Genomic DNA, 14,432 nt, shown 5'->3' on the forward strand with positions numbered 1-14,432 from the left:
GGGCCAAGGGCCGGTCGACATCAGGTTTGCGGGCAAGGCTGCGGCAGCGCTATCGCGCGCGTTTTCGCCACGACAGAAGCCGCCCCTCCACGGCCGCGAGGATGACGGATGTCCCATAGCCCAGGACACCGAGCAGGATCACGCCGGCATAAAGGTCCGGCGCCCGGAACGAGCGGGCGGACAGAAGGATCCAGTTGCCGAGCCCGTCTCGTCCGGCAATCATCTCGCAGACGACCGACAGGATGAGGGCGACGGTCAGGCCAAGCCGCATGCCGGCCAGAATATCGGGGCTGGCGGATGGCAGCGCGATCTTGAAGATGACCGCAGGCCGCGAAAGCCGCAGCGCCCGCCCCACCTCGTAAAGTCGTGGCTCAACCGCCGCAAAGCCGTGAATGGTCGCCAGGAGAACCGGCCAGAGAGCGCCGAAGGCGATGACGGAAAGCACCATGCCATCGGACAGGCCGAGCATGGCGATCGCGACCGGAATGGTTGCGGACGCCGGCAACGGGCGCAGAAATTCGAGGGTTGGCGCGAGATAGGTACGCAGCCGCGGCGATGTGCCGATCGCCGCACCAAGCACAATGCCGAGAAGCGAGGCGATCAGCCAGCCCCAGAACATGCGCTCCACCGTGGAGAGGAATTTCATCCCGAGATCGCCGGTCGTGAACCCCAGCGTCAGCGAACGCCAGGCGCGGTCCGGCCCCGGAAGAAAGACCGGGCTGACGATCCGGTAGTCGGCTAGCATCTGCCAGCCCCAGACGAACAGGATCGCGACGAGGAAGCTGAGTGCCAGCCAGAGAATACGCCACGCTTTCATCGCACCACCTCCACCTGGCCGGCCCGTCCGAACAGCCGGTTCTGCGCCAGCGACAGCAATACGTTCAATCCCCATCCGATCACGCCGATCCAGACGAGATAGGCGAGCATCACATCCGGCTGTAGTGCCTGCTGCGCCACGAGGATCCCATACCCCAGTCCCAGTGGATTGACGGCGATTTCGACGGTGACGGCAACGACCAGGGCAATGCCGGCCGCAAGCCGGAATGCCACCATGATGCGCGGCAGGGCCGCCGGCAGGACGACCTTGATCACCCGGTCGACGGCCGACAGCCGGAGTGCCCGCGACACTTCCAGAAGCCGCGGCTCGATACCGCCCACCGCTGCCCGGGTCATGATCATGACGGGCCAGAGACAGGAGAAAGCGACGATGGCGATCTCCATCCGGTATCCGAAACCGAAGATCAGCATTGCGATCGGCAAAACTGCGACTGAGGGGATGGGGCGGATCGCCTCGATCGTGACCTCCATCACCCGATCGACGATTGCCAATAGGCCGAACAGGATTCCGAGCAGCAAGCCGATAAAGCCGCCGAAGATCAGGCCGGCGCCGGCCGACACCAGCGTGCCACCCGTCGCGGCCAGAAGCGAGCCATTCAACAGGACGCGGCCGAAGGCGATGACGATATCGGTCGGAGCGGCAAGCGACATCGAAACGCTGCCGTGGAAGCGCATGGCGAGTTCGGCGAGACCCAGCAGCACCGCTGGAACGACTAGGCCTTTCCACCAGTCGCTGTTCATCGCTCCGCCTTTTCGATGAAATCGAAGAGTTCGCGACGCAGCCGCAGAAATTCGGGCATTTCGCGGGATTCGAGCTGGTTGCGGGGGCGCGGCAAGGAAACTTTGAGATCGATGCCGACGCGGCCCGGATTTGGCAGAAGGCCGACGACACGGTCGCCGAGATAAACCGCCTCTTCCAGATCGTGGGTGACGAAAAATACCGTGGTTCCGGTTTCCGCCACCAGCGACAACATCTCGTCCTGTAGGCCCTGCCGCGTCATGGCGTCCAGCGCGCCGAAAGGTTCGTCCATCAGAAGGACGGCGGGATCCTGTGCCAGGCACCGGGCGATCTGGATGCGCTGCTGCATGCCGCCCGACATTTCCGACGGGTATTTGTCGCCGTGGCCCGCAAGGCCGACCTTGGCCAGAAGCGGTGGAATGCGCGCCTGGCGCTGGTCGCGCGGCACTCCCGCGGCCTCCATCGCCAGCGATACGTTGGCCGAGGCCGTACGCCAGGGAAGCAGAGCCTTGCCGTAATCCTGGAAAACGATGGCGACGTCCTGGCGGGGCGCCGTCAGCGGCGCGCCCCTCAGCCTGACGCTGCCGGCGCTCGGGCGCACGAGCCCGCCTGCCATGCGCAGGGCGGTCGTCTTGCCGCAGCCCGAAGGGCCGATGATGCAAACGATCTCGCCGCGACCGACATCCAGGCTGAGGTCGGAAATGATGACACGATTGCCATAGGACAGGCTGATCGTGTCGAAACTGATCACCGTCGGTGGACGGTCGTTCTCGATTGCGGTCATATTGGCTGCGGCCGCCATGTTCATGTCTCCACTGCTGGAGCCTGCTCGCCGTAGACGACCTCAAGACTGGTCGCGAGGTGGCTGGCGAGTTCGGCTTCCGCCTTTTCCAGATTGCGTGACAGCACGATATCGGCGAGCGACTTATGTGCTTCCATGATGGCGTGATGATGCGGTGCCAGACGCCGCATCATCACCCGGCGGTATCGATAGGCCTGATAATAAAGATCGTCATGCAGGCGCAGAAGTCGGTCCGATCCGCAGGCTTCCAACAGCGATCGGTGGAACGCCTTGTGCAGGCGATCGAATTCCGGCGTGCCTTCGCGCATTGTCTCTGGATCGCGCTCCACTGAGCGCAGGAGCCGATGGAGCGCCGACAGAATGCCGGCTTCCCAGTCGTCGTCGCCGTTCCGGATCGACAGCCGCAGGGCCGCCGTCTCGACGGTGGTCCTGACCAGCGTGATATCCGAAAGATCGGCCTCCGAGACATCCGTGACGCGGAAGCCCTTCTGTCCGACGGCGGAAATGAGCCCGCGGGACACGAGCCGGGACAGGCCTTCCCGAACCGGCGTCGCGCCGATGCCGTAACGCTCGGTCAAGGCCTGAACGCCCAGACGCTCACCCGGCGACCAGATGCCGGACAGGATGTCGTTTTCAATGAGGGCCGCCGCCCGCTCGCTCAGCGTGTCGGAGACGAGCGCGGCTTCACCGAGAAGACCGGACTTCGGATTTGCTTCAATCATTCCCGGCTTCAATCACTTCTGGATCAGCGCTGCCGTATCGGGCTTTCCTTGCAGCATATTCTGTTCGTTCATCGTCGAGACCCACCAGTCGAGCTGTTCCTTGTCGATCTTCGCGTCGGCGGTGGTCAGCTTCTGCTTCGACAGGACATCCATCGGGATCTTGGTGAAGTCGGCGATCGCCTTGCGGCCCTTGTCCGGGTTTTCATTGGCGATCTTAGCGCCCTCTTCGATCGACGTGCGGAAGGCCTTCAGCGCCGCAGCATTGGCATCGGCCCAGGCCCTTGTCGAGGAATAGAGGATTTGGGGACGACGCTCCGGCAGCTTTTCCAGGAAATAACCGGCGGCCGTGCCGGTGCCGCTGGCGATGATGCGCGACATGATCGGCTCGGCGGTAATGACCGCATCAACCGCATTGGATTTCAACGCGTCGTTCATGGTCGGAAAGCCGACCTCGACGAAATTCACCTTTTTCGGATCCACACCGTTCTCGATAAGCCATTTAGAGAACAGAACCTGAAGGAAGGCGCCGATGCCCGGCGAGCCGACCTTCTTGCCGACAAAATCCTTCGGACCCTTGATGCCGCTGGCTGCCGTGGCGACGACTGCGACCGTATCAACAGTGCTGGGCGCCGTGGCGCTCGCGCCGGCGACCGCGACAAGCTCAAGCCCGCCATCCACCGCCTGCAGGAATGTCGGCGGCGTCGGCCCGCCGATCTGCAGCGAATTCGATAGTAGAGCCGCCGGGATCGTCGAGTTGATGCCGATCAGCACCATCGTCACGTCAAGGCCGTTCTTCTTGAAAATGCCTTCCTGCAGTGCGACAGCCGAGGAGGCGCAATCCGTCGTCGCCGTGCAGCCGATGCTGATTTTGGTCTGGGCGGCGGCATCACCTGCCCACATGGAAACAAGCGCCGTCGCGGCCAGCGCGGCCTTCGTCATATTCTTCATTTTCATTCCTCCCACAAAATCCCGCTTCCCATTCGGGTCCATTTCAAATATCGATACAATCACAAAATATATATATTCGCAAGCTGGAGGAGGCCATGAAACTTGCAACTTTCCGCACGCCGAACAGATCGGCTCATATCGGCATCGTTCATGATGGCGACTCGCGCCTGTTCGATCTGACGGCAGCAGCCGCAAAGCAGGATGGCGGCTCTACCCTGTTCCGGTCCATGCTCGACCTGATCGACGGCGGTCCTCCGGCGCTCGAAAAGGCCAGTCAGCTGTTTTCCGCTCATGCCGCCGATCCGGAATTCACCCTTGCCATAGGTTCCGTGGAATTGATGGCGCCCATCCCGCAACCGCGACAGATCCGTGACTGCATGAGTTACGAGACACATATCCGGCAGTCAGGGCGCGGCATGCGGCGTCTGGTGGCGGCTGATAATGCGCAGGAACTTGCAGCAATCGACGCCGAGCCGCTTGCACCGCTTGCGCCGGTCTATCGTCAGTTGCCGATCTACTACGTCACCAACCGGATGATCGTCGGCGCACCGGGATCCACCGTGGCCTGGCCGCGCTACTCGAAGGTCATGGATTACGAACTCGAATACGGGATCGTGGTCGGCAAGACGGGCGCCAACATCACCCCTGAAAACGCCCGCGACCATATTTTCGGTTATACGATCTTCAACGACTTTTCGGCGCGCGACCAGCAGAGCATGGAAATGCCCGGCTGGCTCGGCCCCGGAAAAGGCAAGAGCTTCGACGGCGGCAATGTGATCGGACCCTGGATCGTCACCAGGGACGAAATCACCGATCCCTATTCCCTGAAGGCATCCGTGCGGATTAATGGCGAAACCCGCTGCGAAAGCACGACGGCCGGCATGCTGTTCAACTTCGAACAGATGCTCGTCCATATGTCGATGGACGAGACGATCCATGCCGGCGAGGTGATCTGCTCGGGCACGATCGGCAATGGATGCGGCTTGGAAACAGGGATATTCCTCAATGACGGCGATGTCGTCGAGCTGGAATTCGAGAAGATCGGCATCCTGCAAAACAGGGTCGTGAGGCAGGCGGGCTGAGGCCCGCCATACCTATCATCTCAAGGAGGAAAACATGCCGCGCCAAATCATCGACCTGTCGGTTCCGATCGCGAACGACATTCCGGCCGATCCACCGATCCAGATCCCGTCCGTCACCTATGTGGATCACAAGGAGAGCCTCGAACAGATCCTTTCCTTCTTCCCCGGCCTCAAGGCCGAGGACTTACCCGACGGCGCAGGCTGGGCGGTTGAGAAGATCACTCTTTCGACCCATAACGGCACCCATCTTGACGCGCCTTGGCATTACCACCCCACCATGAACAGGGGCGAGCTCGCCTGGCGCATCACCGATGGCTGGAGCTGGGATGCCCCCTTCGTCCATACGGCGAAGAAATACAAGGAAACGGGGGATGCTTCGCTGATCTGGGAAGGCCACAAAGCCGGCCGCGAAATCGGTTATTGCCATATCGAGAAGCTTCACAATCTCGAACACCTGCCGCCGACCGGCTACACCATCAGCTGTTTCCCGGTGAAGATCGAAAAAGCCTCCGCGGGATGGTGCCGCGCCGTCGCGATCATCGAGGGATGATACCGTTAGAGCCGAAACCCGAAAGCTTTCGCCTTCAACGCGGGCATTTTGCAGCAGGACCCTGTCTTGATTTCGTAGAACGGACGGAAATCGATGGAATCCTGGAGCGCGTCAACCCAAAAACAGCCGGTGCGCAGGGCATCGTTAACGGGTCGGTCAACGAGGCTGACGCCATTCAAGCTCTGGGGCGGCCTCGTTTTCCTTTGTCAGACCTTGCGGAAATGCCCGACCTGAGAGATAGGGATGATGTTATGTAGCGGAGATATGGTAATATATTTCGCATTTTGCGGGAGGTGTCGATACCATGGAAATAGTTTCTGGTGATGGAGGAACGTCTTCCATTTGTTGCCCGGCTTCTGGAGGGCGAAGTCATGAGCGATTTCGCCGTGCCTTCGGCGTCTGGCGCAGGACCGGCAGTTTCGCTCGCTCGATGGCGAGCTTGACCTGATCTAGTGGGTGCGGGAAGCAGCTTTTTGTTCGTCCTCAAGGCCCGCAAGGAATCCATTAGGCAAAGACTGACCCTGCGGTCGGAGACCCCGGATCTCGACAAATATCTGGTTGAGAGACTGGATGGGCCCGACGCAGAAATCGATGTGGCGGGAGACCGCACACCTGTCCGAGACTTTTATACTCGAAGCGAGCGCGAACCAGTCGGCCGGGCTGACCTCGCCAACATGACGATCGCGGCGAAGTGGGCATGCCTTCTGCCGTCAACCGAAATGGAGTCGCTTTCGCAGATCCGCATTTTCGGCCCGAAGCTTTTCGGAAAGCCGGTTTCGCAGGCCGCGATTTTCTTCTTCGAGTTGCAGAAGCTCCGCAATGCCGTCGATAGGACCCACCGGGGTGGTCCGTGCAGCATCTGTCGTCGTGCGCGTGCGCATGAGAGGCTTGCTTTTTTCAGGACTTGCAGCGGCGATCGTGCTGGCTTCGCGGCCGCGTCTCGGTTTTCCAGCTATCGCATCGGTGCCGACCTGCGACGGATCCACCTGCCTGGCGGATTTGATGGTTCGCGGCTTTCGCTGTTCTCGTTTTCGTCGGGCATGAGATCTCCTCTGTGACCAATGCATTGTTCTGCCTTGCCATCGCAGGTGTCAAATAGGTGCTGTCGACATGTCCTGCGCTGTCGTCGACTGATTAACGTCGGCAGCTTCGTCGCGCTGGCCCGGCAACGAAAAGACCGCCTCGTTTGCCTGCCGAGCCACCGCTTTCAGATCGAGGTCTCCCCATATCGAATTTGGCTTGCGCTCTGCTTTGCGCCGGCCGGTGTTGTACTCGACAGTAAAATTACGATGATTTTTTTCGCGGAATAACACCTCATGACCTGAACCTGCTGTACCAGCGATCCCCGGGTAATCGCAAGACTGCGCAACGAGCCCAAATGAGCACGAAGCAGTTCAGGTTGTTTTTGCTCCTACCGCCGACGTTCGAAGCTATCCGGTGCAGGCATCCCCGATGCCACGGAACCCTAAGCGTGAGGTCCGGCGCGATCCGAGGTGCCCGCGCTGTTTTCGGCAAGTTCCTCTCTCCAATCGTGCCGACGCGGACCAAGCCGCCGGAAGCCGCAGATTTCCGGTGCGAGGGTCTGGTAATCAGAACTTGTTGATGCCGATCGGCACGCCTGGGCATCGCTTGGCGATGCCCTCATCAACGATGAGAATATGGCGAACACAAGGGTAGTGGCTGGGTGTTAAAGTGAATAATCGCGGAGCCAGGTTCTGATATCGCTCAGTGATCGGACCAGAATTGATAGGTTGACCTGAGAAGCTTTGAAACCCCAGCTCTGCCAAAATAGTTGTGTGTCCTCATCGATAGCTCGGACAACGAGGGCGCTAGCGCCGACTAGATCGGATCCGGCAAGGGAGCGCCGGAACGCGTCCCTCACAAGCGCAGTGCCTAGTCCTTGCCCCCTATATCGCTGATCCACAGCCAATTGGCCTATCATCAGGCATGGAATCTGTACAGGGGCCTCGCTCATGAGCTTCGTGCGATTGACGAGATTGGGTACGACCACGGTTGGCGCTAGACCATAATAGCCGATGACGGTATCGCTGTCGCAGACAACGAATGCTCTGGTGAATTTGAGGTGATGGTTTGAACGGGCAAATGCAGTTAGCCAAGCATCAAGCTGAGGTTTGCCGCAAGAAAAGGCCCCGAGTCGATGGCGCCCTGCCAGCGGCTCGATCTTTGAGAGCGCCAAGACCTCAGTCCTTGCGCGGCGCTTTGCGCCCGAGACGTCTGGCGACCTCGACAGGCGGCCGAGCGGGACAGGCTTCAACTGCGGCGACGAAGGCGTCAAAAGCATCGGGCGAGAGACGAATTATCGTCTGATTTAGAATTGTCGCTTGTGCTTCCTGAACTGCGGCACGCCTCAGGAATTCGGTCCGCGAAAGCCCGGTCAGGACGGCGCCTTGATCGATGATTGCCAAGTCTTCAGCCCGAAGACGCATCGACACTGGTATTTCCTTTCGAGGGAGTGCTGAGGGCATGATAAGCTCCTGATGGCATGCTGTCTGGCGGACCAATCAGGTAATGGAATTTGCATTTCCCCGCAACATCGGAGCTGCCCGGATGCGGGCTGTTGCTGTCGCCGGAGCGAGGCCGAGGGCAATGTTGCCCCGGCTGGCGATGGGATGTTGACTACCGCGAACAGGTGTTTTGGCTGTGGAACAGTGTTCAATTCGTCAATGCGGTGCATTGTACGGCACCGTTCCGAAGGAGATCGCGCTGCGCCGTGGCGTGCGGGTTTCACAGAGCGACATAGGCAACACCAAAGAACCGTCGGGCGAATACGTCGCGGGATGAATGACCAAAGGCGCCGATCAGAGACCGATCCTGAAGTCAGCCTTGGTCTTCGCCTTGATTTCCTCAAGGGTCACCCCCTCGGCGATTTCCACCAGCACCATTTGCGGAGCCCCCGTCCTTGCAATGGTGAATACGCCCAGGTCAGTGACGACGAGGTCGACGACGCGCTTGCCCGTGAGGGGAAGATCGCATTCGGGCAGAAGCTTCGACTCGCCCTTGGCCTCGTGCTCCATCAGTACAACGACACGTTTGACCCCGGCGACAAGGTCCATCGCCCCGCCCATTCCCTTGGCCATCTTGCCCGGGATCATCCAGTTCGCGAGGTCGCCGTTGCTGGCCACCTGCATGGCGCCCAGGATCGACAGGTCGATATGACCGCCGCGGATCATCGCGAAGCTGTCAGCGGACGAAAAGAAACTTGTCATCGGCAGTTCGCTGACGGTCTGCTTGCCAGCATTGATGAGGTCGGCATCGACTTCGTTGTCGAGCGGGAAAGGGCCGATGCCGAGCATGCCGTTTTCGCTCTGCAGGACGACATTGATCCCATTCGGAATATGGTTGGCCACCAGCGTTGGGATGCCGATGCCAAGGTTGACGTAGAAGCCGTCCTGAAGCTCACGCGCTGCGCGCGCGGCCATTTGATCTCGTGTCCAGGCCATTACAATGCCTCCGTCTGTACGGATCTCACCGTCCGCTGTTCGATATGTTTGTTGGGATTGGGAACGTGAAGAACTTTTGACACGAAGATGCCCGGCGTATGGATATGGTCGGCGTCAATATGGCCGACGTCGACAAGATGCTCGACTTCGGCAACCGTGAACTTGCCCGCGGTCGCCATCATCGGATTGAAATTCCGGGCCGTCTTGCGATAGACGAGATTGCCTTCCGTGTCGCCTTTCCAGGCGTGGACAAGCGATACGTCTGCCATCAGCGCCATTTCCATGACATATTGCTCGCCGCCGAACTCCCGGATCTCCTTGCCCTGCGAAATGATGGTACCGACACCGGTCTTTGTAAAGAAGGCCGGTATCCCCGCGCCGCCTGCTCGTATCCGTTCAGCAAGCGTACCCTGCGGATTGAACTCGAGCTCGAGTTCACCGGAAAGAAACTGTTGGGCGAAGAGCTTGTTCTCGCCGACATAGGACGAAATCATTTTCCGAATCTGGCGCGTTTCCAACAAAAGACCGAGGCCTATTCCATCAACGCCAGCATTGTTCGAGATGACAGTGAGGTCCTTGACGCCGGACAGTTTGACGGCCTCAATCAGGGTTTCGGGTATCCCGCAAAGCCCGAACCCTCCCGACATGATCACCATGCCGTCCTGCAAAACGCCTGCCAGCGCCTCTGCGGCGCTTGATACTATCTTTCGCATCCTGACCTCCCACGGAATTGCGCTCATGCAAAACTAAGTCTTGATCGACCATGGCGGCTAGCCGTATTAATACTGCATGTCCAGCGCTCCAGCACCGATTACGGATCCGGATCAGAGCCATCGATTTTCGCTGGCCGACATGCCGGTGCCCATGGTTTATGCAAGGCATCGAATCATTCGTGATTGTAACGTCGAATTCGCAACCCTTTTTGGCCTTCGCCGGGAAGAGATCCTGGATACGAGTTTTGCTCGTCTCTATCCGAAGATCGCAGACTTTGTGCGCATTGGTCACTTGTGGCGCAGTCATCTGCCAGCTGGCAAGGTCTTTTATGATGAGCGGATTATGACAAGGGGGGATGGCGGGCGCTTCTGGTGCAGGGTGAACGGCCGGAGCCACCACCTGGGCGATCCGTTTGCCGAAGCACTCTATTGTTTTCAGCCGATCAACCGGCCGATCAAGAGCTCCGGCCCGGCCTTCACCGATCGGCAGCACCAGATCATCACCCTGGTGGCGCAGGGAAAGAGCAACGTGATGATCGCGGGCGAACTCGGTCTTTCGAGACGCACCATAGAATCTCATCGTGCGCGGCTCATGCAGGCCGTTGGCGTGCGAAATTCGGCCGAGCTGGTAGCCTGGTTTACGGCGGGCCAAAGACGGCAATGATGACGTTCGAGGAAGTCGGTGGACCAGCCGCAACGGCCGCTCGGGTCCGGTGTTTGTAATCGGCATCACGTCGCTGTGCGACCTTGGATCCGGGCAGCGCGTCCTTGTGCCGATCGAGACCACGTGGAATGTCTGCGGCGAGAGAATTTTGACCAGGCGGATGGCGGGTCCGGGCGAGGAGTCGCGCTTCGGCCGATTTGGAGGAGAGTATCGTTCAGCCGTCTGCCGTGTCCTCGCCGCCTGAGGCAAGGTTGTAAAAACGCCTGAACGACAGATGCGACGACCTGATGTAGAGATTGCTGGCCCGTCTTGCGGCAGCCCGGTCCCTTTAGGCCACAGCCTCAATCACGTCACCGTGGATGCGAACCCCGTTGTTGAAGATCGGCCCAACAGCGCTTCGTCCCTTCGCGCGGATGCCACGATCGGCCCAGTCCGGAGCCGTAGCGTTGAGATGATGTCGAGCAGTTGGGGATAGCCTCCCAGCCATGAATAAAAAAACGGACCAAGATCGTAGCCTCCACCGCTCACTGAGGGTCCGGATGTCGCGTCTATCTGAGCGCAAACCACCGGAATGGCGACTGCCGACAGCCATACCGCTATCGGACTGTTTTTATTATCAATCACCTGATCACACCGCGGAGCGCTCCGCCAGACTTGATGTATCTCCGTTCTGGCGGCCAGTTGGCTGGTCAACTCGACCACCTTGGAGCGCCTCGGCGCCGAAGTACGTAAAAAAGGGCCGGAGACGATGTCTCACGGCCCAGGTTTTCTTCGACAGCGGAGGGAGGAGAACCGCGTCGGTAAGATAACAGTGGCCGAGCATAGTTAACCAACCGTAACCGTTCACCGTGACACGATCAGCTAGGCGGTAATTCCACGGGGGATGACAGCGCAACGTATCGCGGCAGGGCTGATATGCTCACGGGAGACGCAGGTGGGTTTACGATCTGGCTGTCTCAGAATAGTAAAAACTCCCGTTCGACGTCGGTCACTTCATTCTCCCGACCCTGTCTCACGATGGGCGGGTACCCATGTGGTTTGCGTTGAAATTCGCGAGACTTCGGAACCAACGACCCAGTTTGTTCACTCGTTATCCGCGGAACTCACCGGTTGTCAGAACTCCTGACTTGTCTTGGTGGCCTCGACCTTTCCAAATTCGGCCACTAGCGCTTCTACGAAGCTCTGCATCTTGGCGGTGGGCTGTCGCCCGAGAGGATAAATCACGTTCATCGGACTAAACGGCCCCCTCATGATCGGGTAGCACTTGAACAAGTGTCCCGGCAGTGAGCGGACACGTTATTGCATTCGTCAGGCTGCCAGGTGACATCACGATCCAGAGGAAAAATTGGCCTCGGTAAGCTTTTATAGGAAAAATTCGACAGGACATTGCTTGTCAGGCCTTGCGCGTCGACCTCGACGATCTGCTCCGCCCGAAGAAGGCAAGCCTTTCGAATTCGGGCTGAATTATACCGAGTCCGGTTTCTGCAAGCTTTGCAATGCGGTCGGTGACCGCGACCTTCTGCCGTTCATCTGCGCCATGGACAAGGATAGCTACGGAATTCGCGGTGTTGAACTACAGCGCACGACCACGCTCGCAGGAGGTCACAGCCATTGCAATTTCCGGTTTTGAACCGATGACCAATCGTAGAACGATCCGCCACAATGAGAAGCCCCAGCATTCTCATTCACGCGTCCACGAAATGCCTGATCTGTCTTCAATTCAACTTATGTTCCAATGGTGCCCGGCGCCGCATGACACGCCCCATTCGATAGCTCCCTGGACAACTATTTGACGCGGCTTGTTGTACTAATCGTTTCGGCCTTGCAGGCTTACGGTCTCGTAGAAGGGCTGGGAGCTTCGGGTGCTTTGAAAGCGGGCGGGTCGGCAGCCAAGCCGGTGATCGTCTTAACGCTCCTCGCAAGCACAGATGTTCTTCTCTCGCTGAGCGAGCGTGTTAGGGTTCCAGGCCTGTGGCACGGAGTATGGCTCCTTTGGAGCGCAACCTTTTTCCTTTCGCTTACAGGAAATCTGGCTAGACCGGTCGAGGCGACAAGAGTCGGCGCCATATCCGCTGTCAACTGACTCTGAGCTCTGCGTATATTATTCTTTCCGCTGCTGCGGTCGTGGCGGTAAACCTGTTCTGGATTAAACACGTCCGTGCGAGCGGCAACTGGGGACCACGTCGAGATTTAGATGTACTTTCGATCTTTTACATGGCCGATCTTCCTCTCCAGCTACGCTGGTGGATACGCGTTCATGCTTTTGATACTTCTGACGCGGGGAGACTGGCAGCTTTCAGAAATAGCTCTCAAAGCAACTGCAAGCCTGATAATTGCTGTTCTCATCCCAGTTTTCGTTCTCGGCTACGTGCGCCTGCATCTGAAAGCACTTGAAGAGCCTGCACGTGGTCGACCAGCGATTTATTCTGCTGCAGCGATTATCGCGGCGCTCGAAATTTTGCTCTTCCTGCTCGGGTCGTTCTTGGTGGAAATTGCCGACCTACCTCTGAGCGTGAACGGCGTGTTGCTCATCGTTATCGCCACGGTCTTCCTCGCCGCCAGTCAAGCCGGGGCACGGCGTCAAAAGGTCCGCCAATGACAACCTCTATTTTTGAGTTCCTGGTCTGCGTTTTCGCTGCCAGCTGCCTCCTGATTGGATATGCGAATGTCCGCATCGTTTTCCGCATGCGTAGGCTTCAGCGCGACGACACCAGAAACCTACCCTTAGGCGAACGCGCCGGCCGCAACTTCTCCAGAAATACCCGATGGATGACCGATCCTTTGTTTCGAGCCGAGCGCAGACTGCTGATTTATGCCCTGCTCGCGGCAGTGACTTCCATCAGCCTCATGCTGGTCACGGGCGCAGTGACGGGTCAACTCAAGTTTGCGGTGTGATAGCGATCTGCTGGATAGGAAGGGTGGATGGCGCTTCATCTTCGATCTATCGTGTTCTTGGCTGCCGGACTCGTGGCATCGGCCGAGATGTTCGCCGCCGTCGCCCAGAGCGATGTCGACCAACGTGTCTCACAAGATACCGCAACGTCAGCTGCGGCGTTACGCGAAGTTTGCCGCAGCACAGCGCTGAAACGTCCCCAGGACCGGACATCGACGCAAGCGTAATCTCGCGACGGCACGACAGGACGCAGGCGCCTGTGACCAACTGGTCAATGCGGCTGGCCTTCAAGGCCGCTATCTCGCCGAAGCTTTGTTCGACCGCGCCGATTTGAACGCGCCGGGCGAATATGAGGCTTATCGGCACGCATTGGCAGACTATGGCCGCGCCATCGCAGTGGCGCCAGACTTCGCTGTCGCTCACTGGCGGCATTGAAAACAAATTTCCCGGCTAACCGATAACGCGACTCGACAGCAGAGGTCCGGCAGCCGACAGGCATGAACCTCTTGCATTCCGGCCGCATGTTTTGCCGGCCTAAGCTCTCGAGGAACAGAACCGGAAGCCCACGCTCCCGTCTTCCAAACAACTGAAAATCAGTTGGAATAGTAAATAAGTCATGCGAGCCTGCCGTTTCGCAAGGAGATGTGACCCAGATAGTGATCTGATACAAGGTCGCCAGCCAGCGGAGAGATGCTAGGATAAACGGCGAACACGTCGACGGGATCGAGGGTGTAGTTTTCGAGGACGCGCACTAGCCGATTATCAGCGCGCTCCTCCGATGACACCAAGTCTGAGACAATCGCCAATGCTAGCCTTGGGCACGGGCTGCCAGAATGTCCAGCGCGGCTAGCTTCATGACGAATTCCGCTCCTGCCAGGCGGCGCCTACCCGGAGGACATCGCGGATTGCATGCACGAGTAGCCGTCTTCTTACCCAGTTCGGCGCATGCGATGGCCGACCTGGTGAAGCGCGGAAGCGCCGACCGTGATGTTGCCGACGCGGAAGCTGCTGATCAGGTTCA

17 protein-coding genes are annotated in these 14,432 nt (G+C 59.0%); 7 read left to right on the plus strand and 10 right to left on the minus strand.

The annotated features are described in order from the left end of the window. Window positions 1-49: 49 nt before the first annotated feature. Genes GQ59_RS22115 through GQ59_RS22135 form a run of 5 tightly spaced genes read right to left on the minus strand, consistent with a single transcriptional unit; the run spans window position 50 to window position 4,048 of the window. Complete coding sequence (locus tag GQ59_RS22115; RefSeq protein ID WP_037085056.1) at window positions 50-817, minus strand: ABC transporter permease; 768 nt, start codon at window positions 815-817, stop codon at window positions 50-52. Continuing rightward, a complete protein-coding gene (locus GQ59_RS22120; RefSeq protein ID WP_037085059.1) occupies window positions 814-1,578 on the minus strand; it encodes an ABC transporter permease in 765 nt (254 codons plus the stop codon). Before GQ59_RS22120 ends, GQ59_RS22115 begins: the two co-directional genes overlap by 4 nt. Then, entirely contained in the window at window positions 1,575-2,378 is an 804-nt protein-coding gene (locus GQ59_RS22125) for an ABC transporter ATP-binding protein (protein WP_037085063.1), read from the minus strand. Before GQ59_RS22125 ends, GQ59_RS22120 begins: the two co-directional genes overlap by 4 nt. 2 nt (window positions 2,379-2,380) lie before the next feature. After that, window positions 2,381-3,100, minus strand: a complete 720-nt coding sequence (locus tag GQ59_RS22130) for a GntR family transcriptional regulator (RefSeq protein ID WP_051904137.1) — start codon at window positions 3,098-3,100, stop codon at window positions 2,381-2,383. A gap of 12 nt (window positions 3,101-3,112) precedes the next feature. Continuing rightward, window positions 3,113-4,048: an ABC transporter substrate-binding protein gene (locus GQ59_RS22135; protein WP_051904133.1), complete on the minus strand. Its 936-nt coding sequence runs from the start codon at window positions 4,046-4,048 to the stop codon at window positions 3,113-3,115. A 95-nt stretch (window positions 4,049-4,143) separates the two neighbouring features. Between GQ59_RS22135 and GQ59_RS22140 the strand changes: the two genes are divergently transcribed. From GQ59_RS22140 to GQ59_RS32390, 3 genes are all read left to right on the plus strand, one after another. Next, window positions 4,144-5,130 carry a fumarylacetoacetate hydrolase family protein gene (locus GQ59_RS22140; RefSeq protein WP_037085068.1) on the plus strand — a complete coding sequence of 329 codons (987 nt, stop codon included), beginning with the start codon at window positions 4,144-4,146 and terminating at the stop codon, window positions 5,128-5,130. 34 nt (window positions 5,131-5,164) lie between these two features. Then, window positions 5,165-5,680: a cyclase family protein gene (locus GQ59_RS22145; protein ID WP_037085070.1), complete on the plus strand. Its 516-nt coding sequence runs from the start codon at window positions 5,165-5,167 to the stop codon at window positions 5,678-5,680. Between the two features lie 473 nt (window positions 5,681-6,153). Further along, window positions 6,154-6,738 (plus strand): hypothetical protein, encoded by a 585-nt coding sequence (locus GQ59_RS32390; protein ID WP_037085073.1) that lies wholly within the window; start codon window positions 6,154-6,156, stop codon window positions 6,736-6,738. 33 nt (window positions 6,739-6,771) lie between these two features. Here the strand turns inward: GQ59_RS32390 and GQ59_RS32055 are convergent, their stop codons facing one another. From GQ59_RS32055 to GQ59_RS22170, 5 genes are all read right to left on the minus strand, one after another. After that, the gene (locus tag GQ59_RS32055) at window positions 6,772-6,993 is read right to left on the minus strand and encodes a hypothetical protein (protein ID WP_152564420.1); all 222 of its coding nucleotides are present in this window, start codon (window positions 6,991-6,993) and stop codon (window positions 6,772-6,774) included. 374 nt (window positions 6,994-7,367) lie between these two features. Then, a complete protein-coding gene (locus GQ59_RS22155) occupies window positions 7,368-7,982 on the minus strand; it encodes a GNAT family N-acetyltransferase (protein WP_084683255.1) in 615 nt (204 codons plus the stop codon). Further along, window positions 7,882-8,166 (minus strand): type II toxin-antitoxin system TacA family antitoxin, encoded by a 285-nt coding sequence (locus tag GQ59_RS22160; RefSeq protein WP_037085076.1) that lies wholly within the window; start codon window positions 8,164-8,166, stop codon window positions 7,882-7,884. The genes GQ59_RS22155 and GQ59_RS22160 overlap by 101 nt, the downstream gene beginning before the upstream one ends. Before the next feature lie 333 nt (window positions 8,167-8,499). Next, window positions 8,500-9,141 carry a 3-oxoacid CoA-transferase subunit B gene (locus tag GQ59_RS22165; protein WP_037085079.1) on the minus strand — a complete coding sequence of 214 codons (642 nt, stop codon included), beginning with the start codon at window positions 9,139-9,141 and terminating at the stop codon, window positions 8,500-8,502. Then, entirely contained in the window at window positions 9,141-9,854 is a 714-nt protein-coding gene (locus tag GQ59_RS22170) for a CoA transferase subunit A (RefSeq protein WP_037085081.1), read from the minus strand. Before GQ59_RS22170 ends, GQ59_RS22165 begins: the two co-directional genes overlap by 1 nt. A 151-nt stretch (window positions 9,855-10,005) precedes the next feature. Between GQ59_RS22170 and GQ59_RS22175 the strand changes: the two genes are divergently transcribed. The 4 genes from GQ59_RS22175 to GQ59_RS22190 all read left to right on the plus strand — a co-directional run bounded on the left by GQ59_RS22175 (window position 10,006) and on the right by GQ59_RS22190 (window position 13,413). Continuing rightward, a complete protein-coding gene (locus GQ59_RS22175) occupies window positions 10,006-10,518 on the plus strand; it encodes a helix-turn-helix transcriptional regulator (RefSeq protein ID WP_051904138.1) in 513 nt (170 codons plus the stop codon). A 1,390-nt stretch (window positions 10,519-11,908) separates the two neighbouring features. After that, entirely contained in the window at window positions 11,909-12,148 is a 240-nt protein-coding gene (locus GQ59_RS22180; RefSeq protein ID WP_037085083.1) for an L-2-amino-thiazoline-4-carboxylic acid hydrolase, read from the plus strand. A gap of 627 nt (window positions 12,149-12,775) precedes the next feature. Beyond that, a complete protein-coding gene (locus GQ59_RS22185) occupies window positions 12,776-13,117 on the plus strand; it encodes a hypothetical protein (protein WP_152564421.1) in 342 nt (113 codons plus the stop codon). Next, entirely contained in the window at window positions 13,114-13,413 is a 300-nt protein-coding gene (locus GQ59_RS22190; RefSeq protein ID WP_037085089.1) for a hypothetical protein, read from the plus strand. The genes GQ59_RS22185 and GQ59_RS22190 overlap by 4 nt, the downstream gene beginning before the upstream one ends. Window positions 13,414-14,432: the final 1,019 nt, after the last annotated feature.

Source organism: Neorhizobium vignae (genome assembly GCF_000732195.1).
In the GTDB taxonomy this organism is placed as follows: domain Bacteria; phylum Pseudomonadota; class Alphaproteobacteria; order Rhizobiales; family Rhizobiaceae; genus Neorhizobium; species Neorhizobium vignae.

Excerpts from the sequence above, each read along its gene's own strand:
- GQ59_RS22115 (WP_037085056.1), bottom strand. The coding sequence starts at position 817 with ATGAAAGCGTGGCGTATTCTCTGGCTGGCACTCAGCTTCCTCGTCGCG.
- GQ59_RS22125 (WP_037085063.1), bottom strand. The coding sequence starts at position 2,378 with ATGGCGGCCGCAGCCAATATGACCGCAATCGAGAACGACCGTCCACCG.
- GQ59_RS22140 (WP_037085068.1), top strand. The coding sequence starts at position 4,144 with ATGAAACTTGCAACTTTCCGCACGCCGAACAGATCGGCTCATATCGGC.
- GQ59_RS22190 (WP_037085089.1), top strand. The coding sequence starts at position 13,114 with ATGACAACCTCTATTTTTGAGTTCCTGGTCTGCGTTTTCGCTGCCAGC.
- GQ59_RS22170 (WP_037085081.1), bottom strand. The coding sequence starts at position 9,854 with ATGCGAAAGATAGTATCAAGCGCCGCAGAGGCGCTGGCAGGCGTTTTG.
- GQ59_RS22185 (WP_152564421.1), top strand. The coding sequence starts at position 12,776 with ATGCTTTTGATACTTCTGACGCGGGGAGACTGGCAGCTTTCAGAAATA.
- GQ59_RS22165 (WP_037085079.1), bottom strand. The coding sequence starts at position 9,141 with ATGGCCTGGACACGAGATCAAATGGCCGCGCGCGCAGCGCGTGAGCTT.
- GQ59_RS22135 (WP_051904133.1), bottom strand. The coding sequence starts at position 4,048 with ATGAAGAATATGACGAAGGCCGCGCTGGCCGCGACGGCGCTTGTTTCC.
- GQ59_RS22160 (WP_037085076.1), bottom strand. The coding sequence starts at position 8,166 with ATGCCCTCAGCACTCCCTCGAAAGGAAATACCAGTGTCGATGCGTCTT.
- GQ59_RS22145 (WP_037085070.1), top strand. The coding sequence starts at position 5,165 with ATGCCGCGCCAAATCATCGACCTGTCGGTTCCGATCGCGAACGACATT.
- GQ59_RS22120 (WP_037085059.1), bottom strand. The coding sequence starts at position 1,578 with ATGAACAGCGACTGGTGGAAAGGCCTAGTCGTTCCAGCGGTGCTGCTG.
- GQ59_RS22175 (WP_051904138.1), top strand. The coding sequence starts at position 10,006 with ATGGTTTATGCAAGGCATCGAATCATTCGTGATTGTAACGTCGAATTC.
- GQ59_RS22130 (WP_051904137.1), bottom strand. The coding sequence starts at position 3,100 with ATGATTGAAGCAAATCCGAAGTCCGGTCTTCTCGGTGAAGCCGCGCTC.
- GQ59_RS22155 (WP_084683255.1), bottom strand. The coding sequence starts at position 7,982 with ATGCTTTTGACGCCTTCGTCGCCGCAGTTGAAGCCTGTCCCGCTCGGC.